This window comes from Actinomyces acetigenes (genome assembly GCF_031296635.1).
Taxonomy (GTDB): domain Bacteria; phylum Actinomycetota; class Actinomycetes; order Actinomycetales; family Actinomycetaceae; genus Actinomyces; species Actinomyces acetigenes.
On record NZ_JASPFC010000037.1, the window covers coordinates 1 to 24,311 of the forward strand.

Consider the following 24,311-nt stretch of genomic DNA (forward strand, 5'->3'; position numbering starts at 1 on the left):
CCCGCGGCCTCCTCGGCCGCCTCCAAAGCCTCACCCCAGCGTCCCAGCCCCGATAGAATATTGGCCAGGTTGTTCAACGACGCCGCCAGGCCGGGGGTGTAGGCCTCCGGAGAGGCCTCCACCAGAACCCGGTACAATCCCTCGGCCTCCTCGGCCGCCTCCAAAGCCTCACCCCAGCGTCCCAGCCCCGACAGGATATTAGCCAGGTTGCTCAGGGACATCGCCAGGCCGGGGGTGTAGGCCTCCGGAGATGCCTCCACCAGAGCCCGGTACAATCCCGCGGCCTCCTCGGCCGCCTCCAAAGCCTCACCCGAGCGCCCCACATCCAACAATCTGTTAGCCAGGTTGCTCAACGACGCCGCCAGATCGGGGGTGTAGGCCGCCGGAGAGGCCTCCACCAGAGCCCGCCTCAGCCCCGCGGCCTCCTCGGCCGCCTCCAAAGCCTCACCCGAGCGCCCCACATCCGACAATCTGTTGGCCAGGTTGCTCAGGGACATCGCCAGATCGGGGGTGTAGGCCTCCGGAGAGGCCTCCACCAGAACCCGGTACAATCCCTCGGCCTCCTCGGCCACCTCCAAAGCCTCACCCCTGCGCCCCACACCCAACAATCTATTGGCCAGGTTGTTCAACGACATCGCCAGATCGGGGGTGTAGGCCTCCGGAGAGGCCTCCACCAGAGCCCGGAACAACCCCGCGGCCTCCTCGGCCGCCTCCAAAGCCTCACCCCTGCGCCCCACATCCGACAACCGATTCGCCAGGTTGTGGAGGTAGCACGCTCGTTGCACGGGATCGCGTTCAGCAGAGACCTCCATACGCTGTAAGGCCGCCAGAGCTGTTCCTTGTAAAGCGCTATGCCCGAGCGGAATGGATCCTTCTATCTCCTCACAAGGCAGCTCGGCACCAGATTCAATGAGATGCTCCAACGCATCAACGAAGGGACCACCCTGTGCAAGCGCCACCTCCAAGGCACTGGACCACAAGTACGGGCAAGCCTTCAGAATCTGCCGCGCAAGTTTTACTGCGGATTCCCTATCCTGGGATGCAGCACGGGTAATCACCTGACTGAGGTTCTGGGCCTGCTGCCCGAGCATTATGGCTCGGGTAACTGTCGCTTCACTTGCATCAGGCTCGCTAATGCCGGGAACATCCAGAGGATCTCCAGGCAGTACTGCATCCACCTGGTCCACCTCGTCACCGAATACCGAGAGGATCAGGTGTTCTGCCACGGGGTCCGGACGCAGGCTGATTCCACCGTCACCGTCGGACCGCAGCAGCGTGGTACTCATCAGCTCCGCTACCCTGCTCCTGCGGAGATGCTCATCCCTCCACTCGGGGAGGCGAGAAAGGACGTTATCCACCTGGTTGGTATCGGGTGCAAGCAGGCTGAGCGTGGCAGCGATGCGGCGCAGGTGGATGAGGCTGATGTCCTGTAGCTCGGGGAACGTCCTCCAGCGGTTGAACTCGAGGCGCAGTACGCGATCGTACAGGGAGTCTCGGGCGTTTAGGTTGGCGGCTCTTGCGCTTCGCGCGCCCTCCTCTACCGAACGCTCAGACTGCGGGTCCTGCATCCCACTGTCGTCAACGACCGCGAGCCATGCCCGCAGCACAATATCGAGCGCTGTGTCCCCCGCATGCTCGGGAATCGCCACTTCTGGAGGATTTACTCCGTTGATGACCTTACTGAACCCCCGTACTGCTTGACGGTAGAGCAACACCGGGTCAGGTCTGGGTTCCAGCTCCTTCACCAGCACTTGTCCCAGCTGAATGCCATCCGACTCCAGCTCCTGACGAAAATCCTCCCACCAGGAGTCGATGCCTCTGGCGGTCAGCACGATCCTGGTGGGAGAACGCCGCCCGCGCAGGGCGCGCAGCAGAGCCGCGAGCTGCTCCTGCCGGGACTCCTCCGCGTAGTCGACCACGACGAGAAGCTCGGTGGTGAGCTCCGCAAGGTACGTCAGTTCGTCATTCTTCATCGTGCTCTTGGCGGGCGCGAAACCTGTGTACCAGCCAAGTACCTCCAGCTCGTGACACAGCTGCGCCGCCATACGGGTCTTACCCGTCCCTCCCGCACCGGTCAACACGGAGACCGAGACATCGGGCTTCCGCCCGGGACTCTTGGCAGTTCCCAGCGCCCATTCCTTGAGCCCCCTATACTCGGGACGAGAACAGAAGGGCACCACGCCGTAACGGGTCTGGATCATCTGCAACGGCGTGCTGTCATCAGGCAGCGGCAGGTAACCAGACGCCAACACCTTCTCGGTACGCGCCAAGGTGGGGAGCTCTGAGCTGTTGTCCTGTTGGGCTCGAATACCACCAACATCGACGCATACATCCCAGTCCCACTCCTTGACATAGGAGGCACCGGAGGCGATTGCACAGGCCCAGTCACCGGCGTCCCTGTCGGCCGAGTAGGTCGCCTGCTCCACATCGATGGCCAACCAGCTACCCACCGCATCATCAGGGACATTCGCGACGAGATCCCTGACATCGTCACCGTCGATGACCAGCGGACTACGGGAGAAGCCCTCATCGAGGAGGGCGGGCACCCCAAAGGACCACCTGAGATCCACAGGCACGAGCACGAGCGCATGGCGCCGGTGCTCGTCCTGACGGACCGTCAGGAGGAGCGGGTAGATCCCAGCATCCAGAGCGGCACTGCAGAACGTTGCACACATATCGAGACAGGTCGCCTGCCCCAGGGACAGCACTTCATCGACAGCGCGAACTCGTTGCGCCCCGGGGACACTCTCAGCAGGCTCGTACACATACGTGATATGCAGCTCGGCAAGCTTGTCGAAGATCTGCTGCGCAATGCGCTCAACCCTAGCGACACCCTCTCCCCCACCGGGCTCATTCCCGGGGAAACCACGCCAGTCCTCAGCCGTGAGCGCCCGCTGGACCCATCCGGGGTGGACGACCGCCGCAATACCCGCCGGGTCCGCAACCCGGTCCCACGTCACTGGTTCTCGCATGTCACTGCTCCTACTCGACCATGAAAGACGGCCCGATTCCCTCCGGGCAGACCTACTGCTTGGATTGTCACCTTGTGCACGCCCGGATCGAGCGGGGGCAGTGTCACTTTCCAGGACTCGCCATCCCGCTCACCCCTCACCCGATGACCTGCAGCCAGCAGCCCGACATCCTTGGCAGCCACAGGGGAACCATCGGTGTCGAGAACCCTCACGGCAACTGCCTGCTCCTCGTTCGCAGGAACAGTGTCGTCCAGGTCGACACACAGGTAGGCCCCCCGCCCCTCATCCCCGCCGCCACGGGCGGCGGCGGACAGCGGTCTGAGACCGTAGCCGCCAAGATGATTGGCCACCGTATCGGCCTCCACTAACCCGAGGTGCTTTTGAGGCAACCGGTGCCACGCCCGGGCACTGTCCTCCAGGAAGTGGGGAATCGCGGAGAACATAGGTACCGTCCCGTCACCCGCATCCCATTCCCGTGGCAACCACGAGGGGGACGCCTTCGACACTGTCAAGACACCGGATTTGAGGACCGTCCGCGACAAGGTGGCGTGCCCCTGGGAGTAGTAGAGCGTCAGAGGATTTCCCTCCCGGCTCGCCCTCTCCTCCAGCCTCTTGTGGAGCTCCTCGTTGGCCGCATACGCCTTGCGCGCCCGGGCGGCGAAGTCCGGGACCACCGACGTCACGGCTGGCGGCAACTCATACGGGTAGCAGTGCCCCGTCCCTTCTTCCACGACCTGGCAGTGCGGGAGCAGGTCGAACACGGAGTCCCACCCTCTGATGACCTCAGTAATCCCAGAGAGCCGCAGGCCGGAGAACGAGAGCTGATTGACCAGGACATCGAGCGCCTTGGCCGCTCCGCGATACGGCGTCCCCAAGGTGACGATCTCCTTGACCTCGATCCCATCACTGAGAAAAGCCCACCACCAGGCAGCCACCAAGCCCCCCATGGAATGGGCCACCAATACCACCGGACGCCCCTGTGCCCGGCGGCGGAGCTCGCGATCCAAGAGCTCGGCGGTATGGGACACCGACTGCCGAAAGTCGTAGGGAAACGCGAGCAGCGATGCACTGGGCCTGACCAGCCTATCTCCCGCAACAGTACTCTCCGCCTGCGACAGCCCGAGCCCTTGAACCAGAGCGGCCCACAGGTTCTCGTAACCTGTCACCAACTGTTTGAAGGCGATGCCGTAGGAGCGGATCGGCTTCGTCGCACGCAGTTCCTTGTCGACGGCCAGCGCTGCAGGGTCGAGGACTCTGGCGACCCCTTTAGACGCGTTGACGTCATATACAGTGCGGCCACACGCATCGGCGAGCACACTCCCTCCGATACCAGGCACCAGGACCACCAGAGGACGCAACAGGGACGAGGATGGGGACTGAGACACCGCAAGCCTCCTCGATCAGGTTCTCAGCACCGCAGTATATTTCACACCCAGTCGGTCCGAGACAGAGCAATCAGGTCACGGATCCATCACAAGCCAGCACCTAACCGATCCCCTGGTCCTCGAGGTCCACGTAACGCTCGGGCGCATCGGCCGCGTTGAGGGTGGCGGCGTAGTCGGGCACCTCGCTCTGGAGGGAGCGGTCCGTGCGGCGGTAGCCCGACGACGGGAACGAGGGCTTCTTGGGGAACTTCATCTTGGGACGCTCCACGTGCTCGTAGGGGATGGACTCCAGCAGGTGGTGGATCATGTTGATACGCGCCTTGCGCTTGTCGGCCGACTCCACGACGTGCCAGCGCGCCGAGTCAATGTCCGTGTGGACGAACATCTCGTCCTTGGCGCGCGAGTAGTCCTCCCAACGGGGCAGGGCCTCCAGGTCGGTGGGTGAGAGCTTCCAGCGCCGCATGGGGTCGGTCATGCGCGACTTGAAGCGCTTGTACTGCTCCTTCTGAGGAACGGAGAACCAGTACTTGCGCAGCAGGATGCCGTCGTCGACGAGCATCCTCTCGAAGACCGGGCACTGCTGGAGGAAGCGCCGGTGCTCCTCCGGGGTGCAGTAGCCCATGACGTGCTCGACGCCGCCGCGGTTGTACCAGGAGCGGTCGAACAGGCAGATCTCGCCGGCGGCGGGCAGGTGCGCGATGTAGCGCTGGAAGTACCACTGGGTGCGCTCACGCTCGGTGGGGACGGGAAGCGCGACCACGCGCGCGATACGCGGGTTGAGGTACTCGGTGATGCGTTTGATCGCCCCGCCCTTGCCGGCCGCGTCGCGGCCCTCGAAGATGACGACGACGCGGGCTCCGGTGGCCCTGACCCACTCCTGCATCTCGACCAGCTCCGCCTGCAGCCTCAGCAGCTCGGCCTCGTACAGGGAACGGTCCATGGTGGGGTGCTTCTTTGCCATACTTGAGTTTCGCACAGCACGTCCCCGTACGCACGGTAACCGTCAACGGAAACAGGAGCAGAGGAGCCCAGTCCTGGGAAGGACCGGGCTCCTCTGGAGTGAAAGCCGGGGCAGGATTCGATCCTGAGACCTCCAGGTTGCCGGCCAACCGTCTCACAGCGTGGACGTTTCGTCTCGCTCACGACCTGCCACCTCACTTGAGTACACACGTATTCAACGCTCCTTCAGCCTGGAGTGCGTAATGTTTCTTGGATGGGGATCTCCTCGTGGGTCGGCGGGATGAGGGCCGTGCTGCTGGCGAGATGCTTGGAGGGGCTCGGTCCGGGGGTACGCGGGGTCCGTCGGCGAAGGAGCGCGCGATGGCCTTGGCGACCCATCGTGCAGTCTTGTGGCCCGGGCAGTGGGCGGCAGGGTCGCCGGATACAAGAAGGAGCAGCTCACCGCCCAGGACCGTCAGACGGCCGACGAATCGGTGGGGATCGCGAAGCTGAGAGCGGAGTACAGGCAGCCGTGCCGGGACAACGAGTTCCTAGAACAGCGGACGCCTTCTTCGTGAGGGGCGAGCGCGTCCGTGCGCTGGCGGGCTCATCGTCTGTGAAGAAGATCGTTGCTCTGTCTTCTTGAGGTGTCAGTGGTCCGGTGTCTCAAGGTCCAACCGCTTAGTTCTGGAGTAACCGACCCTGGTGCGTCACCGCTATATGAGGAGAGGAGCTGGTCATAACAGTCAAGGGGGCTTTGGAGGAATCCGTTGGTGCTTACGGGCACCGAACAGTCCGCCGCCTGCCTGGAGAAGCGTGCGTGAGAGCCGACGCCGAGACGATCATGTCGATGATGCGTGCCGAACGACTCAATGCCGGGCAGTCACGGGCAAGGCTTGGCAAGCATGGGACATGCTGTGCTTTAAGCGCACCCGGCGGCGTCCTCGCCGACCCCTGGACCTGCACAAGGCCCCGATCATCGCTATACCAGTATCGATGAGCACCTCGAAGAGGCCACCGACCGACGGGCGGCGGCCCATTGGGAAGGCGAGGCGATCGCCGGGGCCCATGGGCGCAGTGCTGCGATCACCCCGGAGGGGGCGAACCACCTGGCTGATACCCCCAGCACCAGCCACCTGACCGCCCCCCCCCAAGAGCACAGACGAACGCCCTGCGCCACCCCGACTATCTCACCCCACGAGAAGCCTTCGAACACCTTCTCATTGCTTCCATCCTTTGACTCCAAGAGCTAGGATCAATCGCATGAACGATAATCCGACTTTGATCAGCGAGCGTTCCGACCCGGCTATCCAGAGGATAGTAGACATTTCAAAGCCGCAGTTCAAACCCGGCGCGGTCATGTTCCTCGAAGACGAGATCCCCATCCGCGAGGCCATTTTCGGCGGCGTAAAACTCATGGAAGTTTACGCCAACGAAGCCCATGTTCCCGCCGCGCTCGCCGAGCTGTGTGCGGAGAGGAAGATCCCTTTCCGTACCATCGCTTCCTCCTTGGTTTCGCAAATCTTCAAGGCAGGCCGCCGCCCAGACGTGATGGCCGTCGCGCACACGCCGCGGCGCTATCAGTTAGATGAAATCGATCTCCGAAACGGTGACGTCGTCGTCCTCGATGGCGTCCGTATCGTCGGCAACATCGGCGCGATCGTGCGGTCGGCATTCGCGCTCGGCGCGTCAGGCGTCGTGTTGTGTGGCTCTGAATTGGAGTCCGTGATGGATCGTCGCCTGGTGCGCGCTAGCCGCGGCTACGTCTTCTCGCTGCCGGTCGTGTTGGCTACCGAAAGCGAGCTCATTTCCTGGGCGAGGCAGCAGCGCTGCCGCCTGATCGGCTTGGCTGCCGATGGCCAGGTACGAATCGACGAGTTGATGGGTCGCGACGAGCCTTTGGGCCTCGTCTTCGGTAGCGAGCTGTACGGCCTCTCCCCCGAAATGGAGCACGCGATCAACCTGACCGCGTCGATCCCCATGATGCCCGGTGCTGAATCACTCAACGTGTCCGTCGCAGCCGGCATCGTCATGTTCCTCCGCGAACTCGGGCGGTAGCGCACAGGCCGAGGGCCGGCTCGCCTGAGGGATGGCGGTTAGCTCTTCCTCGACGATGCAGACAAGTTCACCGGTGGTCGCCGCATCGGCGCGAAAGGCAGACAGCTCGAGCGACCGTTTCTGCGCCTTCCGGAGCGCTCTGGAAGGCTAGACCGGCAGCGTGAGTGGGAGTCTCAGGATGGCGATCAGCACCGCAGCAGCCCCGGTGCGCCCCCGATAACCCATAACCCGCGCATGGGGAGCAAGCATGCAGAAGGCCTCGGTCCCTGATGGGACCGAGGCCTCTGGAGTGGTAGCGGGGACAGGATTCGAACCTGCGACCTCCGGGTTATGAGCCCGGCGAGCTACCGAACTGCTCCACCCCGCGTCGGTGTTACCAACCTTAGGAGCATCCCACCCCCAAGGCAAATGGCGAGGGCGTGCCCTTGCTCACCGCCCGGTGAGGCGGATCGCAGGGCACGCCCTCATGCTGTGCTCCGAGCGGGCTCAGCCCAGCTTCTGCTGGGCCGCAACAGCCCGCTTGACGGCATCGTTGAGGCGCTTCTGCGCATCGCCGTATGCCGCCCAGTCGCCCTTGCTCCTGGCTGTGTCCGCGTCGGTCATCGCTGTCTGAGCGTCGGAGAGCGCCTGGTTGAGCTCCGCCTTCGGGTCCGAGGTTTCCGAGGCCTGCGGGGTGGCGGAGGCATTGGGCGGCGCACTGGCCGAGGCCGTGGGCGCGGCGCTCGGACTCGGCGAGGCCTTGGCTCCGCCATCCGCCGTCGGGTCCTTGCCATCGGTCGTCTCGTTGGTGTCATTGGCCGCGGCGGCATCACCGTCGATGGCCTCCTGACCCGTGGTCGCCCCGGAGTTACCGCCGAAGACCTGGTCGAGGGCACCCGAGAGGGTGTCGGCGAATCCGACGTTGTCCCCGAAGGAGACCAGCACCTTGCGCAGCAGCGGGTACTGCGTGCCGGACGACGACTGCACGTAGACGGGCTGGACGTAGAGCAGACCGCCTCCCACGGGCAGCGTCAGCAGGTTGCCCTTGATGACCTGGGAGCCCTCCTGGGACAGAAGGTTCAGCTCCTTGGATATCTCCGGGTTGGAGTCGAAGATGTTCTGCACCTGCCCGGGCCCGGCCACGTTCGAGGACCGGGGAAGCTCCAGGAGTCTCAGCTTGCCGTAGCTCGGGCTGCGCTCCCCCTTCTTCCCGGTGCCGGGAGAGGTCTCGGAGTCCACGGCGAGGAAGCCGGTGAGCACGTTGCGGTTGGTGTTTCCGCCGATGATGTAGGCGCTGGACAGGGAGAAGCTCGCCTGGTCCTGCCCCGGCATCTTGAGGGTCAGGTAGTAGGGGGCCTGCTGGTCCTGACCGGGTGTGGTCGGGTCGTCCGGGATCTTCCAGAAGTCTCCACCGGAGTAGAACTCCGCAGCGTCGTTGACGTGATAGGTCGCCATCATGGTGCGCTGGACGTTGAACAGGTCCTCGGGGTAGCGCATGTGGGCGATGAGGTCGGCGCTCATCTGGCTCATGGGCATGACCGTTCCGGGGAAGACCTTCTGCCAGGACTTGAGGATCGGGTCCTTGTCATCCCACTGGTAGAGCTTGACCGACCCGTCGTAGGCGTCCACGACGGCCTTGACGGAGTTGCGCACGTAGTTGGACTCCTCCGGCGCCCTGAGAAGACCGCCCTTGTTGTCGGCGGTCGCCGTCGCCTTGGCCAGGGACTCGTGCTGGGCGTATGGGTAGTTGTTCGTCGTGGTGTAACCGTCGACGATCCACATCACCCGCTTGGGGGTGGCCGGGTTGTCATCGTGATCGACGACGGCCGGGTAGGGGCTGTTGTCCAGGGTCAGCCAAGGGGCCACCTTGGCGACGCGCTTGGCCGGGTCCCGGTCGTAGAGGATCTGGGAGCCCTCGCGCACCTCCTGGGAGAAGAGGATGTTGGCCTCCCGGAACTTGGCGGCGTAGAGCAGACGGTTGAACGGGTTGGACACGCTCGGCCCACCGTTGCCGGCGAAGGTGGTGTTGACCTGACCGGTCTTGGACTCGTCATCGGGGTAGTCCAGCTCGCGCGGCGAGCCGTTGTCCTTGCCTCCCACGATGGAGTAGGACGGCGAGGACTGACCGAAGTAGATCCGGGGCTCGTACTCGCCCAGGTCCCCCTTGGAGGGGATGCCCCCCTCCCAGAAGGAGGGGTAGCCGCGGGTGGCCACCGTGTTGCCGTAGGCGTTCACGACGCCGTAGCCGTGAGTGTAGACGGTGTGCTCGTTGACCCAGGTCTGCTGCTGCTCGCCGAGGCCGGACAGGTTGAGCTCACGCACCGCGATGACCGTGTCCCGGCTGGTGGAGCCCACCTTGTAGCGGTCCACGTTGAGCCGGTTCGCGAAGGAGTAGTACTGCTTGTTCTGCTGGACCTGTTGGAAGGTCGGGGAGATGAGCCCGGGGTCCAGGAGCCGGATCGAGGTGGTGGACTCGGCGTCCTTCTCCAGCTGGCCGGCCGCCGTCTTCGTCGTGGCGTCGTAGTTGGTGGTCTCCACGTTCTCCAGGCCGTAGGCGGCCTTGGTGGCATTGATGTTGCGCTGGATGTACTCGGCCTCCTGGCGCTGGGCGTTGGGGTCGACGATGAACTTCTGGATGACCAGCGGGTAGGCGGTCCCCACCACCAGGGAAGAGACGATCATGACGGCCACACCGATGATCGGCAGGCGCCAGGAGCTGGAGCGCACCGAGGCGACGAAGAGGATCGCCACGGCCAGTCCGATGGCCGCGAGGATCGCGTTGGCGGGGATGACCGCGTTGACGTCGGTGTAGTTGGCGCCGTCGAACTTGGAGTTGGAGGCGTACAGGGCGCTGTAACGACCCAGCCAGTAGCCCACGGCCCGAATGACGGCGTACAGCGCCAGGAAGACCGCCAGGTGCATGCGGGCGGCCTTGGTGAAGTGGGGCTTGCGCACCACGGAGATACCGCCGTACAGGTAGTGGACGACGATGGAGGCCACCCCGGAGAACAGGACGACGCCGGACAGGAAGGACATGAGCGTCAGCACCGCGGGCAGGATGAAGACGTAGAAGGAGATGTCGATACCGAACTGGGGATCCTTGACTCCGAAGGACTGGGAGTTGAAGGCCAGCAGAATCTCCCGCCAGCTAGGAGCCAGCTCCCAGGCCGAGCCGAACAGTGCCAGCACCGCCGGCACTGCCCAGGTCAGGCGACGTCGCACGGGTTCGATGATGGAACGGTAGGCCTCGAGGTTGCGCGTGGCCTCGTCGTCGGGCATCCCGATCTCGCGGGCACGGTAGGCCCGGGTCATTGAGACGAAGACGGCCCCGAACATGATGGCGAATCCCACCAGGAACAGGACGATGAGGGCGATCCACTGCGTCCACAGCACACGGGCGTACCCGATCTGGCTGTACCAGAGGACCTCGGTCCACACCTGCGACAAGATGCCGATGGCCACGGCGATGGCCGCGATGATCGAGATGGTCAGGGCCAGGGGGCCGGGACGGCCGCCGCCTGTCCTGCTGCGCGGTGCGCGGGGAGGACGGGGCCCTCCCCCGCCCATGCGTCCGAGGCCGAACAGTCCGGCCCCTTTGTCAGGCTTCCCCTGCCGGGACGAGCCGGTGGACTTGCTCGAGGACTCCTCGGGGGTTGAGTCCGGGGACTCGTCGTCGGGCCTGGTGCTCACGATCCTGCTCCCTGTCTGACGTGCGTGGTGACGCCGCCTCGCACACGGTGAAACACGGCGTCATCGGCCGGAGGGGCCGCTCAGGCCATCGTCCCACACACCTCTGACACGCCCATAACCTTCTCCAGGATGAGATAACGCCTCGGGCGGCCACGGCGCGCCCCCTGAGTGATGAAGCCTCGTCATTGGAGGAGTCGACACCACCAGTGAGACGATGGCGGCGTGACTGACACGATGCATGACGAGGCAAGCGCCCCGGGCCCGGGTCGAGCCGCAGCCTTAGCGGCACAGGCCCTGGCCCGCGCGGTGGCAGAGACGGAGACCCACGTGGCGGCCCACGGCTGGGACCAGCCGGTGCGCGTCTTCGCCCTGGTGCGCGCCGCCGAGGCTCTTGAGGCCGACCCGGACGTGGCCGGCCTCCTGGACACCGCCACCGTGGAGGAGGCCCGCACGAACCCCGAGCTGCTCATGGTGGTGGAGCAGGAGGGACTGCCGCCCGCCACGGACCTGGAGCACCTGCTGGCCCAGCTCGCCTGGCCCGACTCCGTCCACGGCGCCGCCATCAGCGTCGAGCGGCTGGTCCTGCCGCCTGCGGCCCAGGAGGAGGCCGAAGCCATCACCGATGCCGCCGAGCGTCTCGCCTTCCTCCAGGAGCGCCCGGACCGCGAGGACATCCGCATGGTGGTGGGGGTCCTTCGCGGCGGACAGTCCTGGTGCACGCTGCGCTCACGCAGTCACGACGACGCCTCGCTCTACCAGGGCGAGCGCCTGGTTCCCGGGCTGGTCGAGGCCCTGGCGGCGACCTTCCTGTAGCCGGTCACCGGGGCGGGCGAGCGCTCAACGCCGGTCTCCGGCGCCGCGTGGCCCCGCGCATCTCAGACCTTGTCCGGGCCGGTCGGGTCCTGCTCGTCGGGCTCCCCGGGCGAGTCGTCGTCCCCGGCGCCCGCCGAGGCGGGGTCGGCTGACTGGCCGGGCTCCGGCGAGGAGGCGTCGTCGGAGGCGGGAATCCGGTCCCCGAGCCCCTCAGGGCTGTTCTCATCGGCTTCCTTGGCGCCCTCGGCGTAGCCGAGGGTCCCGTCCAGCAGGGAGGCCAGGTCGGCGTCGATCTCGGCGTCAATGTCCTGGGCCATGCGCCGCATGGTGAGGAAGTCCTTGGGGCTGGCGAGCTCGGAGGCCGTGGGCATGACATCAGGGTGGTTCCAGAAGGCGTCGCGCTCGGCGTCGCCGGCCTGGGCGCCCAGGTGAGCCCACAGCTCGGCGGCCTCCCTGGCCCGGCGGGGACGGAAGGTCAGCCCGATAAGGCGGGCGAAAACCTGCTCGGCGGCGCCGCCCTGGGCCCGGCGCCGGCGCATCATCTCGGCCAGCGCCATGAGGTGGGGCAGATGCGGTGCAGCCGCGCGGGCGGTGACCACCTCGACCCAGCCCTCGACCAGTGCCAGCAACGTCTCCAGGTCCTCCAGGGCCTCGCGCTGAGCCGCCGTCTCCTGGGGCGCGAACAGTCCGCTCTCAAGGGCCTCGCGCAGGGCGTCGGGATCGTTGGGATCCACCTGGGCCACGGCGGACTCCAGGGTGTCGGTGTCGATACGGATCTCACGGGCGTAGGCGACCACTGCCTGGAGCACCTGTCCACGCAGCCACGGCACGTGGGCGTAAAGGCGGGCTGTGGCGGCCTCCCGCACGGCCAGGAACATGCGGGCCTCGTCCTCATCAACCTCCAGCCCCTCGGCGAAGGCAGCCACGTTGGCGGGAACCAGTGCCGTGCCGGGCTCGCGGGTCAGAGGCAGGCCGGTGTCGGTGGCCCCCAGCGCCTCCTTGGCGAGCTCACCAATGGCCTGGCCGATCTGGAGGCCGAAAGCCGTGCCGGCCATGGTGCGCATGATGGACCCGAGCGCCCCCATCTGCTGGGCCGCCTGCGCCATCTCAGCCGGCATGTCCCGAATCTGCTTCTCCAGGGTGCGGGCCAGGGCAACGGTGACAGCCTCGGCCACCGGGGCGCACACGTCCTTCCACACCGGCAGCGTGCGCTCAACCCAGGTGCCGCGGCTCCAGGCCTCCCGCTGCCCGGGGGCGGGCATGAACTCGGTGGCGGTGTCCAGCCACAGGTCAGCCACCTGAAGGGCCTGGCGCGTGGACTCGGCGACCGCGGCAGTCACCGTGGGGTCGCCGTTGCCACGCGCCTGTTGGAGGGCCAGCTCCTGCCCCATCTGCCAGTTGACCGGCTCGGTGGTGGAAGCGGAGAACATCTGCTGGAACTGGGCCCGCATCGCCAGCAGCTGGGCGGGACTGAGCTGGGAGACGTCCCCCACACCCGGCATCTGGGCGATGGAGCTGGGATCCACCCCGGATGAGCGAAGGGCGCTGACGGCGTCGGAGGCCATCTGCTCGCCGAACAGTGATGCGAGCATCTTCTCGAGCTCGTCGAAGGCGTCCTCGCTCACGGGGTTTCCTCTCGCCGGGTCATCCTTGGGCATCGTCCGGGCCGTCTGGGGCGCCTGGACACTGTCGCTAACGGCCTTATGGTCGCATCCATTCCGGTGCCAAGGCTATGTTCCGTTCGCCGACGGCGTGCCCGCACCGTCCCGGTCGGGCCCAGGTCTTCTCCGTGCCGGCACTGTGTCGACTTCGTGCCGGGTTCGTGTCGATATCTGTCCGTCTTCCCCAGGAAGATGTCGCATGATGAGCGCGTGACGCACCCAAACCAGCACGACGCCGCCGACGCTGCAGGCTCAGCCGCCCCAGACAACACCCAGCCGGTGCGGGAGCATGAAGGCGACCGGCTCGACCAGGTCGGGCACTCCGAGGCCCCGCACACGCAGCCCTCCCGGCAGGACCGGCGTCGGCGCAGGCTGCGGCGTTCCGTGGCGGTCGGGGCGGTCCTTGTGGTGGTGGCCCTCATCGCCGCCGTCTTCACGGTGCCGATCAACGTGGTCATCGAGGCCCCCGGCCCAACCTGGAACGTGCTGGACAACGGTTCGTCGTCGAGCCAGGACGTCCTGAAGGTCTCGGGAGCTGAGACCTACCCGACCGAGGGAGCCCTGCGGATGACGACGGTCTCGGTGTCGGGCTGCCCCGGCTACCCGGTGACCACGGCCGACCTCATCGCCGCCTGGTTCTCGGCGGACAGGCGGATCGTGGACCGCAACCAGGTGTGCCCCCAGGATCAGAGCGCCGAGCAGGTCGAGGAGACCGGTAAGGCCCAGATGACCGCCTCGCAGGACTCCGCCGTCATCGCCGCGCTCGTGGAGACCGGCAAGGCCGGCGCCATGCACCTGACCGTCACCGAGGTGACCAAGCAGCAGACCTCAACGGAGATCCAGGCCGGGGACGTCCTGGAGACCATCACTCCTGAGGGCGGCCAGACGACGACCATCACCTCCTTCTCCCAGCTGCGAGAGCTCATGACCACCATCGCCGAGGGCACGCGAGTGACCCTCGGCGTGCGCCGCGGCGATCAGCAGGCGAGCGCCGCACTCACCACGATCGCCCCGCAGGAGGGGACGACAGGTTCCCTGCTGGGCCTGAGCCTGAAGATCTCGGTGGACAGCAAGGTGGACGCCACCTTCAGCCTGTCCGACGTCGGCGGGCCCAGTGCCGGCATGATGTTCGCCCTGGGGATCGTTGACGAGATCACCCCCGGGGCCCTGACCGGGGGCAAGGACATCTCCGGGACCGGGACGATCGACATGACCGGGCAGGTCGGTCCCATCGGCGGTATCCAGCAGAAGATGGCCGGCGCCAGAAAGGCAGGCTCCACGTTCTTCCTGGCCCCGGCGAGCAACTGCGACGAGGTCAAGGGTCATGAGCCCAAGGGCATGCAGGTCTTCGCCGTCAGCACCCTGCACGAGGCCGTCACCGCCACTCAGGCAATCGCGTCGGGCGACACCTCCGGCCTGGCCACCTGCTCAGCCAAGTGACTCCTGTGGGACCGGCACTCGGCCGGGGATAGTTATCCACAGGCCGGCAACTGCCTCTGGCGGCTTGGGCGCGCCCCGTGCCACTGTCGCCCTGTGTCCTGACGCGCTCGCCAGGACGTCGAGCTCCTGGTGCCCCTTCGGGTTCCGGGAGGACTGAGAGGAGGCACGATGCGTGTACGTGGTGGGTGCGCCATCCTGTGGCGCCAGCAGGGCGTCAGCCAGATCGGGACGAGCCCCGGACGGCGCACCATTGTCAGCGACCTGAGCCTGGCCGAGCAGCGCCTGCTCGATGAGTTCGCGCGCAACCTGGAGAGCGCAGGCGTCTACCGGGCCGCCCGGCGCAGCCGTGTGCCGGTGACGCGCGCGCGTCAGATCGTCGCGGACCTGGAGCGACAGGGGGTGCTGGTGGCCTCAGCGACCAGCGAGCTCGGTGGGGCCGACGGCGTCTACTGGGACCGGCTGGGAGCTGATGTCAAGGGCCGAGGCGCGGTCCTGTCCCAGTCCGTCCTGGCCATTCACGGCGTGAGCACCCTGGCTCAGGAGGCTGCCCTGTGGCTGGCGGAGGCCGGGGTGGGCACGATCCTGTCCACCCGTTCCCCGCAGGACGGGGGCCTGGCTCCGCTCCTGTCGGCGCGCTTCCCTGCCCTGAGGACGCGGGCGCCGTTGCGCACCCGTCCCGATGTCATGGTGACGGTGGACGCGCACGTGGTCGAGCCGCTGCTCGCGCGCCGGCTCGCTCAGGAGGACGTGGTGCACCTGCCGGTCGTCGTCGGCGAGGCGGGGGTGCGCATCGGCCCGGTACTCAACGCTCAGGGTCCGTGCTCGACCTGCCTGGACCTGTGGGAGAGGGACGCTGACCCGTGCTGGCCGGCACTGGCCACGCAGATGCGCACCCTGCCCATGCCCGAGGTCGAGCACCTGGTCCTGCACGAGGCCGCGGCGTCAACGGCTCGGGCCGTCATCGACACGCTGGTGGGCCGGGCATCCGGGGCCGACGGCGCCCAGGACAAGGCCGAACCGGGCGGGGAGGTGAGCGGAGGCTCGGCCATGTGGTGGTCCACGCACTCGGTGGAGGTCACCGGCCAGGAGCCCCGGGGGCGGCACAGGGCCTGGGAGCGTCACCCCGAGTGCCTGTGCTCGCAGCTGTGAGCGCCGTCGGGCAGGATCTCGCCTGGCCGCTCAGTCCCCGGACTCGAAGGCACGTAGGAGGGCCAGGACCGGCCCACCGTAGTCCTGAAGCTTGGTGGCGCCCACGCCGCGGATGAGGGAGAGCTGGGGCAGGCTGGTGGGTTTGACGACGGCGATGTCCCGCAGGGTGGCGTCGGCGAAAACCGTGTAGGCGGGCCTGGCCCTCTCCTTGGCGACCTGGGAGCGCCAGGCCCGCAGCTCCTCGAACAAGGCGATGGTGCGGGGGTCGTTGTTGGCCTCGAAGTCTGCGGCGGACTGCCGGGAGCGTTCCTTGGCGCTGCGGCGGCCCTGGCGCCGGGAGGCGTCTGTGGCATCGTGGCCGGTGGGCCACAGGCCGTCCAGGAAACGGGAGGGTTTGCGGGCGGCCCGCCCTCCGGCGTTGCGGGCGCGCGCGTAGGAGATGATGAGGTGCTCGCGCGCGCGGGTGACGCCGACATAGAGCAGACGCCGCTCCTCCTCGATGGCGGCCTGCCCCTCGGCCAGGGAGATCGGCAGCAGCCCCTCGCAGACGCCGGCGAGGATGACGGCGTCCCACTCCAGGCCCTTGGCGGCGTGCAGGGAGGACAGGGTGACGCCCTCGACGGTGGGGGCGTTCTGGGCGTCGGCGCGCTCACGCAGCTCGGTGTGGAAGGCATCAAGGTCGGCACCGCGGGTCTGGGCCATTTCATCGGCCAGGGCCACCAGGGCGTTGAGGGCGTCCCAGCGTTCGCGCACGGCTCCGCGGGGGGCGGGCGGCTCCTCACTCCAGCCCTCGCGGGACAGAACGGTGCGCGCATCCTGGCCGAGGTCACCGGTGAGGGTGGCCTTCTCGGTACGGGCGGCCCCGAGGATGACGGCCATGGCGCGTTTGACCTCCTCGCGTTCGAAGAAGCGCTCGCCGCCGCGCACGAGGTAGCCGATCTGGGCTCCGGCCAGGGCCTGCTCAAAGACCTCGGACTGGGAGTTGGTGCGGTACAGGATCGCGATCTCGCTCAGAGGGACCCCGGCGGCCTGCAGGCGGCGCACCTGGGCGACAGCGCCCTCGGCCTCGGCGATGTCGTCGTCGTAGGTCTCGAAGCGCACGGCGGGGCCGCTGGGTCGCTGGGCGACAAGCTCGACGGCGCCGGCGGGCAGGTGCAGGCCTCCGCCTCGCCGCGAGCGCGAGAGGACCTGGTTGGCCAGGGAGACGACCTGCGGGGTGGAGCGGTAGTCGCGGCTCAGGCGCACGGTGCGCGCCCCCTCGTAGCGGGTGGTGAAGCCGGTGAGGAAGGCGGGCGTGGCCCCGGTGAAGGAGTAGATGGTCTGGGAGACGTCCCCCACCACGCACAGCTGGCGGCGTCGTCCCAGCCACAGGTCCAGCAGGCGCTGCTGGAGCGGGGAGACGTCCTGGTACTCATCGACGACGAAGTGCTTGTACTGGCCGCGCACCTGGGCGGCGACGTCCTCGCGGTCCAGAAGGATCCCGATGGTCAGCAGGAGCACGTCCTCGAAGTCGATGACGCCGCGCTCGCTCTTGGCCTCCTCGTAGAGGGACAGGACCTGGGCGACCGTGGCCGCCTCCTGCCCGGCCACGCCGGTGCGGCCGGCGGCGACGGCGGCCTGGGCGTAGTCCTCGGGCAGGGTCATGGTGACCTTGGCCCACTCGACCTCGGCGGCAAGGTCCCGCACGGTGGCCCGGTCGGTGGGCAGGCCCAGGCGGCGGGCGGCGGCGCCGACCAGGGGTGCCTTGTGGGCTTGGATGTCGGGGCGGCGCCCGCCGATGGCGGTGGGCCAGAAGTAGGTGAGCTGGCGCAGGGCGGCGGCGTGGAAGGTGCGGGCCTGGACGCCGGGGACGCCGAGGTCGGCCAGACGCGAGCGCATCTCGCCGGCGGCGCGGGCGGTGAAGGTGACGGCCAGGACCTGGGTGGCCTGGTAGGCGCCGGTGGCCACGCCGTGGGCGATGCGGTAGGTGATGGCCCGGGTCTTGCCGGTTCCGGCGCCGGCCAGGACGCACAGGGGGCCTTCGAGGTGCTCGGCGACCTCGCGCTGGTCGGGGTCGAGGGCCTCCAGGAGGGCGGCGGCGTCCAGTGGGGCGCTGCGACGGCCAGGACCGGAGGCGGGGGTGCCGGTCGGGGCGGGGTGGGGGGTGGTCGGGCTCATCGGCACCAGCCTGCCACGCGGGGCCGACAGGAATCGACGGTCCTTGGCCCGGGCCCGGTGGCGTCAGCTGACGATGGGGCCGCCGTACCAGTCCTCAATGAGGAGTCGGGCGATGGAGGTGGGGCCGGGCAAGAGGATGCTGCCGTCGTCGGCGGCCGCGGTGAGCTCGTCACGGGAGACGAGGCGGGCCTCGACGACCTCCCGGCCGTCGGGGCGGGGCCGGTCCTCGCCGGGGGCCAGGCGGGCGCGGCAGCCGAGCATGAGGGAGCGCGGGAAGGGCCAGGGCTGGGAGGCGACGTACTCCACGTCGGCCACGCGCAGCCCGGTCTCCTCCCACACCTCCCGGGCCACGGCCGCCTCAACGGACTCGCCGGCCTCGACGAAGCCGGCCACAACCGAGTAGCGCCGGGGAGCCCAGGTGGCGCCGCGCACGAGGAGAAGGCGGTCGGAGGTGTCGGTGACCGTCATGATGACGGCCGGGTCGGTGCGCGGGAAGTGGACGGTGGCGCAGTCGGAGCAGCGGCGGGCCCAGCCGGCCTCGATGATCGCGGTGCGTCCGCCGCAGCCCGGGCAGTAGGCAGAGCGGGCGTGCCAGGCGGCCAGTGCGGTGGCCGTGGTGGCCAGGCCTGCATCACGGGCCGTCATCTGGGCGCCCATGGCTCGCAGGGCGGAGAGCGGGTAGCGCTCCAGCAGGCGGCGCAGGTCGGGGTGGTCAACGGCTGTGCCCTCGGCGTCGGAGCCGGTAGCGGGCGGCTCGGGGGCGTCGGGGACCTCGAGGGCCTGGGGCACGACGACAGCGATCCAGGCGGGGCCGGTGGGGGCTGCGTCATCGGCGAGCTCGCGCCCCATGTAGAGGACGGTCAGGTCGGGGCAGCAGGTGGGGGCGGAGGCTCCGAGGTAGCCGACGCGCAGGTCGGGTAGGGCCCAGCCGTTGCGGGTGCCGGGGCCTTCCCAGGCGGTGGCGCCGGGACTGCCGATGAGGCTGGGCGGGGTGAGGCCGTCGTCGGGCAGGTCGGGGTGGATGGCGGGGCCGGTCAGGGCGACGCGGCCGCGGGCGTCAACCAGCAGCACGCGGGTCTCGGGGTCGGCGGCGAGGCTCTCCAGCAGCCCGGGCTCGCTGCGTCGCTCGGCGTCGCGGTCGGTGGCGGAGCGGGACAGGGCTAGCTGGTTGGTACGCATGGGGCTCACTCTCCCACCCCCTGCTTCGAGGCGCACATGGGCGCGCCCATACCGATAGGAGGTGAGTATGGGACTTGGGAGCTTCCTCGGCGACGTCCACGACGCATCCTGTGGCCCAAACGCGCGCGGGTGCGGGGCGGGACCGGCGGGAATGTGTCCATATGGGACGGCTTTAGCGACGAGTCGGTCGAGCGTCATGAGCATCTGTACAGGTCAGAGCGTTACGGGTCGGCTCCGCATGCGAAAAGCGGCTTCAAAACCGTCCCATATGGACAAAGTCTGGCTCCTCTGAGCCCCCGTCTAGGCTGGGGGCGTGCGCACCTACCTCGATCACGCCGCCTCATCCCCGGTCCGCCCCGAGGTCGCTCAGCAGGTCGCCGAGGACCTGGCCAGTGGGCTCGGTGGCTGGGCGAATCCGAGTGCGCAGCACACTGCGGGCCGGCGGGTGGGGGCGCTGCTGGCGCAGGCGCGCGCTCGCCTGGCGAGTGCTCTGGGGGTGGATGCGCATGAGGTGTTGCTGACTTCCGGTGGGACCGAGGCCGATGCCCTGGTGGTCTCGGGGCGGGCGCGAGCGGTGCCGGGCGGGCGGCTGGTGGTCTCTCCGATTGAGCACCCGGCGGTTCTGGACTCGGCGCGCACCGCCGTGGACCAGCTGGGGGCGGGGCTGAGCCTGCTGGAAGTTGACGGCGCCGGACGGGTCGAGCTCGACTCGGTGGATCGGGCGGTGGCGCCGGCGGGCAGTACCGGTTACTCCCCCGCTTCCCTGGTCTCGGTGATGACGGCGAACAATGAGACCGGCGTGGTTCAGGACATGGCGGCGCTGGTGAGGCGCGTGCGTGAGGCGAGCGGCTGCGGGCGCCCCGGCGAGACCGGGTACGTGCCCATCCACTCTGACGCGGTCGCGGCGCTGGGGAAGGTTCCGGTGGACTTCCATGGCTGGGGGCTGGATGCGATGAGCCTGAGCGGCCACAAGCTGGGGGCGCCGGTGGGGGCGGGGGCCCTGGTGGTTCGCCGCGACCTGGCGTTGACGCCGGCCACGGGCGGGGGCCGTCAGGAGCGGGGGCTCCGGTCGGGCACGCAGGACGTGGTGGCGGCCCGGGCGCTGGCCCTGGCGGTGGAGCTGGCTGTCGCCGAGAGGGAGGAGCAGGAGTCCCGGCTGGCGGCGCTGCGGCGCCGGATTCTGGAGGGCGCTGGGGCGCTTGCGGGTGTTCACGCCACATTGCCGGAGGGTGCCGATCATGTGGCCTCCACGGCGCACCTGTGGTTCGAGGAGGCCGACGCCGAGGCGCTGCTCATGGCCCTGGACCTGGCGGGGGTTGATGCGTCGGCGGGGTCGGCCTGCCATGCCGGGGTCACCCAGCCCAGTCACGTGCTCCTGGCGATGGGCTTCGATGAGGGGCCGGCCCGCTCCACGCTGCGCTGCTCCCTAGGACGGGAGACGAGCCCCGACGAGGTCGAGCGTCTGCTCGCCGTCCTGCCCGCCGCCCTGGAGGGGGCCAGGCACGCCTGGAAGGTGACGCACAAAGAGCAGTAGGTGGGGATCAATAGCCGCGATAGGCATATCGATCCCCATCTGCCTCAGTGAAGTGCAGTTCCCGAAGAAACTGCAACACGGTGCGTCCCTGGGCGCGGTGGATGGTGGTGGCGCCTCAATGAAGTGCAGTTCCCAAAGGAACTGCAACGAGGGACTGCTGTCTGACACCTCAACCAGAGTGGTGCCTCAATGAAGTGCAGTTCCCAAAGGAACCGCAACGGCTGCCGAGCGCGGCCTCTGGCAGGAGAAGGAAGCCTCAATGAAGTGCAGTTCCCAAAGGAACTGCGACACCCGCTACTACGAGCCGTCCGACTGGATCGTCCTGCCTCAATAAAGTGCAGTTCCCGAAAGAACTGCAACGTGTGCCGGCGTCGAGGTTGACGTCTTCTCACCGCCTCAATGAAGTGCAGTTCCCGAAGGAACTGCAACGACGATCACACAGCTCATGCTAGAGGTTGGGGACCTGCCTCAATGAAGTGCAGTTTCCGAAGGAACTGCAACCAGGAAGGCATCGACTCCCCGGCACCGTCCCACCCGGCCTCAATGAAGTGCAGTTCCCGAAGGAACTGCGACATGGGGTGGTCATCAGCGAGTTCGACATCAAGGAGCCTCAATGAAGTGCAGTTCCCGAAGGAACTGCAACCGTCCCGGCCCGGCTGGGTGACCACATACTCCGTCGGCCTCAATGAAGTGCAGTTCCCGAAGGAACTGCAACGGTCCGCTCAGTATAGCCCGTCGCCAAGCCCCTCTGAGGCTGCTTTGCGAGCGCTCCGTGCTTAGACTCTCGCTCAGCCACCCTACCCCTCACCCTGCCTCACAGATTCCGCGCCGTTTCAACGTTCTGCCGCTGCGAGCGCTGCCCGGGGATCCTCGAGCGCTGGAGCACTCGCGTCAGGCGATGAGCGGCCCCTCCGGCGTGATCGTCCTGGTCAGGCCCACGTAGGAGAATCGTTGTTCATCGACGGAGGACAGCAGGCCGACGTCGCACAGGAGCACGGAGTCCGCGTCCGTCTTGATGACTCCTTCCAGCTCGCCTCGCATCCGCAGGAGCTTGGCCGGCGCCGCATCTACGACGAACACGGAGTACTGGATGCGGTCCCCGTACTTCAGCAGAGTCTTCGCCACCCGCGTCCGGCGTCGGTCGGACGGAACGTCGTAGGCCACGAGAACACGTCTGACATCATCACGCATCAGCGCACCGTCACTCCCTTGTAAGCCGCTTGAGTCCCGTCGATGGTGCCGAGCACGAGTCGCGCCTGGACCTCAATGGCTCGCCGCCAGGTGACGTCGTAGCCGAACACCGAGTGCCGGAAGGAGGTCTCAATGCGGCGCTCGAACCCGGAGATCAGCTGCTTACGCCCACGGTCCGTCATCCGGCAACTCCCCACCTCCCCCGTGAAGTCCCGCTCGGTCAGCTCACCGTTGCGAAAGGCACGCACGACGACAGAATCGGCCACCGGCGCCCTGAACTCCTCCATGAGGTCAAGCGCCAGGGCGGGCTTGTTGCGCGAGCTGGAGTGAAGGAAGCCTGCGTGGGGGTCGAGGCCGCAGGCCACCAGCGATCGGATGCAGTCTCCTAAAAGCAAGGCGTAGGTGTAGTCCAGGGCCGCGTTGGCGGGATCGGGCGCCGGTCGGCGTCGTCTTCCTCTCCACCGGGACGCTGCAAAGGCCGCCGTATTTCCAGTGAGCATCGTCGGGAAGGAATCGAAGTAGAGCCCGGCAGCCTCGCCCTCCACTCCAAGCAGATCGGCCAACGACTGCGCTGACACGGCGTCGCGTTGCAGGCGACGCATCTGCTCCACGGTATCAGCGGCCTCACCGTTACGTCGCAATAGCGTGGCCTGGTTCGCGATCTTCGCCGAGACCATCTGCTGGGCGATGTCCAGCCTCCCCTCGGCGCTGGCAACATGCTGGCGCACCCGCTGGAGCCCATTAGGAGAGTCTGCGCCCTGAGACCAGCCGATCACTCGGCCGGACCATGAGCACCACACCACGCACCGGTCGCGCCAGCACAGTTCACGCAGCAGAGCCGAGGAGACATCGACGTTCCCATGGACCACTAGACCGAGCACCCGTTCAATCGGCACGCTGAGAAGGCGCTCTCCGGCTTTGGTGGCCTCGACTCGCCCGCTACTGAGGGACACCCGCGAACCAGCGGTGGCCGCGTGGAGGATCTGGGCGTCGGGTGCGGAGGCGACAACCCGCCGCCGGGCGTTCTCATACCGATGCTCAGAAGGCAAGCACACCGAAACGTGGGAGCACCACTGGCAGCGACTGTCATCGTCAGGCGGCTCAGGCGCCCGGGACGCCCCAATCAGACGGCGCGTATGTGCGACCGCTTCCTCAGCCCGGGCGAAGTCGGCATCGGTCAGGTCGACCTCGACTCGCCGGCGGTGTCCGGTGAAGTAAATCTCCGTGCACCGAACCTCTCGTCCCATCTCCTTGAGACACAGGGTCTGAAGCGCAAGTTGGAGCCGGCTGGCGTAGGTGACCTCGGGACGCCGCCGCACAGGGGTGGCCTTGTACTCCACGACTGTCAGCGGGCCATCATCTGTGCCCTCGATGACGTCGCAGCGCCCGGACAGTCCGAGACGCTCTGAGCGCACGTTCACCGCCCGATGCTCACTCGCCCTGCTCTCCGCGGTATTGTCGACGCGCCGGTGAGCATCCAATCCGGCTTGCATCTGCATGGTGTCCGTCTTCTCCCCCACCGATTCGAGCCAAGCTCTCCTCGGGCAGTAGACGGAATGAACCACCAAACTGATCGGAATCGGGTCCGATACCACGCCATCCTCCATGATCTATCTCCTTTGACAGATAAAACGGTGGCGATATGTCAGCCCCACCACCTGAGCTCGCCCCGGACAGCCTCCAGGACCAAGACCTGAGCACCAGAGAATTAGCCGCCCCATCCACGCAGCGACTCCTTCCCTCTAGATGATCTTAAATTGGATACACATCACCCACACCTAGATAAAACTCGTCTGGCGACGGGGCACTAAGACGAATAACATTCACATTAAACACAATGACCGCCCTCACTCCATGCCGACGCAGCCACCCCAAAGAGCTCTTCTCACGATCCTGCCAGCAGGCTAGTTGACTGGAAACAATCAGCGCCCTCCATCGATGCAAAGAGTACCCTCCGACAACGGCTGGAACAACAACATTTAGAGGCTCGCGCTCACCGGACGGGATAGCACCCGCAGATACCGAGCATCGATTGACGCGATGCACCACAGGAAACGAAGATATACCCCACAAAGCAGCCCACGCTAAAGAAGAGTCCACACACCCAGGCGGGGTCAGGCCAGCAGAGTCCCGCGGCCTCCCTTTCCCTCCAACCCTTCTCCTA

14 protein-coding genes, 1 tRNA gene and 1 CRISPR repeat array are annotated in these 24,311 nt (G+C 67.3%); of the genes, 5 read left to right on the plus strand and 10 right to left on the minus strand.

The annotated features are described in order from the left end of the window. The 3 genes from RIV14_RS11540 to ppk2 form a co-directional block, all read right to left on the minus strand. The coding region (locus RIV14_RS11540; RefSeq protein ID WP_309325193.1) for a tetratricopeptide repeat protein at positions 1-2,972 on the minus strand (2,972 nt) is incomplete at its 3' end. Continuing rightward, complete coding sequence (locus RIV14_RS11545) at positions 2,957-4,288, minus strand: lipase/acyltransferase domain-containing protein (RefSeq protein WP_309325194.1); 1,332 nt, start codon at positions 4,286-4,288, stop codon at positions 2,957-2,959. The genes RIV14_RS11545 and RIV14_RS11540, both read right to left, overlap by 16 nt. 169 nt (positions 4,289-4,457) lie before the next feature. After that, positions 4,458-5,297: a polyphosphate kinase 2 gene (gene ppk2 / locus RIV14_RS11550; protein WP_075373051.1), complete on the minus strand. Its 840-nt coding sequence runs from the start codon at positions 5,295-5,297 to the stop codon at positions 4,458-4,460. A 1,262-nt stretch (positions 5,298-6,559) separates the two neighbouring features. Here ppk2 and RIV14_RS11555 point away from each other — a divergent pair. Then, positions 6,560-7,354, plus strand: coding sequence for a TrmH family RNA methyltransferase (locus tag RIV14_RS11555; RefSeq protein ID WP_075373052.1), 795 nt, complete (start codon positions 6,560-6,562; stop codon positions 7,352-7,354). Between the two features lie 290 nt (positions 7,355-7,644). On the opposite strand, the gene RIV14_RS11560 is transcribed toward RIV14_RS11555, so the two are convergent. Further along, positions 7,645-7,721: transfer RNA gene (locus RIV14_RS11560), tRNA-Met, on the minus strand. A gap of 119 nt (positions 7,722-7,840) precedes the next feature. Further along, positions 7,841-11,023, minus strand: coding sequence for a UPF0182 family membrane protein (locus RIV14_RS11565; RefSeq protein ID WP_075373053.1), 3,183 nt, complete (start codon positions 11,021-11,023; stop codon positions 7,841-7,843). Between the two features lie 234 nt (positions 11,024-11,257). Here RIV14_RS11565 and RIV14_RS11570 point away from each other — a divergent pair, with 234 nt between their 5' ends. Continuing rightward, a complete protein-coding gene (locus RIV14_RS11570; protein WP_075373060.1) occupies positions 11,258-11,836 on the plus strand; it encodes a PPA1309 family protein in 579 nt (192 codons plus the stop codon). A 62-nt stretch (positions 11,837-11,898) separates the two neighbouring features. Here the strand turns inward: RIV14_RS11570 and RIV14_RS11575 are convergent, their stop codons facing one another. Continuing rightward, the gene (locus tag RIV14_RS11575; protein WP_075373054.1) at positions 11,899-13,461 is read right to left on the minus strand and encodes a zinc-dependent metalloprotease; all 1,563 of its coding nucleotides are present in this window, start codon (positions 13,459-13,461) and stop codon (positions 11,899-11,901) included. 228 nt (positions 13,462-13,689) lie between these two features. On the opposite strand from RIV14_RS11575, the gene RIV14_RS11580 reads away from it, so the two are divergent. Further along, positions 13,690-14,937, plus strand: coding sequence for a YlbL family protein (locus RIV14_RS11580; protein WP_176747144.1), 1,248 nt, complete (start codon positions 13,690-13,692; stop codon positions 14,935-14,937). Positions 14,938-15,105: 168 nt separating this feature from the next. Then, positions 15,106-16,086, plus strand: coding sequence for a hypothetical protein (locus tag RIV14_RS11585; protein WP_075373055.1), 981 nt, complete (start codon positions 15,106-15,108; stop codon positions 16,084-16,086). A gap of 30 nt (positions 16,087-16,116) precedes the next feature. Here the strand turns inward: RIV14_RS11585 and RIV14_RS11590 are convergent, their stop codons facing one another. Both RIV14_RS11590 and nudC read right to left on the minus strand, forming a co-directional pair. Next, the gene (locus RIV14_RS11590) at positions 16,117-18,243 is read right to left on the minus strand and encodes an ATP-dependent DNA helicase UvrD2 (RefSeq protein ID WP_075373061.1); all 2,127 of its coding nucleotides are present in this window, start codon (positions 18,241-18,243) and stop codon (positions 16,117-16,119) included. A gap of 63 nt (positions 18,244-18,306) precedes the next feature. Further along, the gene (gene nudC / locus RIV14_RS11595) at positions 18,307-19,422 is read right to left on the minus strand and encodes an NAD(+) diphosphatase (protein WP_075373056.1); all 1,116 of its coding nucleotides are present in this window, start codon (positions 19,420-19,422) and stop codon (positions 18,307-18,309) included. A 313-nt stretch (positions 19,423-19,735) separates the two neighbouring features. Between nudC and RIV14_RS11600 the strand changes: the two genes are divergently transcribed. Continuing rightward, a complete protein-coding gene (locus RIV14_RS11600) occupies positions 19,736-20,956 on the plus strand; it encodes a cysteine desulfurase family protein (protein ID WP_075373057.1) in 1,221 nt (406 codons plus the stop codon). A 41-nt stretch (positions 20,957-20,997) separates the two neighbouring features. Beyond that, positions 20,998-21,665: a CRISPR direct-repeat array (repeat unit 30 nt; unit sequence GCCTCAATGAAGTGCAGTTCCCAAAGGAAC). Positions 21,666-21,847: 182 nt separating this feature from the next. Here RIV14_RS11600 and cas2 read toward each other — a convergent pair. Together cas2 and RIV14_RS11610 are read right to left on the minus strand one after the other, a co-directional pair. Continuing rightward, a complete protein-coding gene (gene cas2, locus RIV14_RS11605; protein WP_075373058.1) occupies positions 21,848-22,147 on the minus strand; it encodes a CRISPR-associated endonuclease Cas2 in 300 nt (99 codons plus the stop codon). Beyond that, positions 22,147-23,754 (minus strand): CRISPR-associated endonuclease Cas4/Cas1, encoded by a 1,608-nt coding sequence (locus tag RIV14_RS11610; protein WP_075373059.1) that lies wholly within the window; start codon positions 23,752-23,754, stop codon positions 22,147-22,149. Before RIV14_RS11610 ends, cas2 begins: the two co-directional genes overlap by 1 nt. Positions 23,755-24,311: the final 557 nt, after the last annotated feature.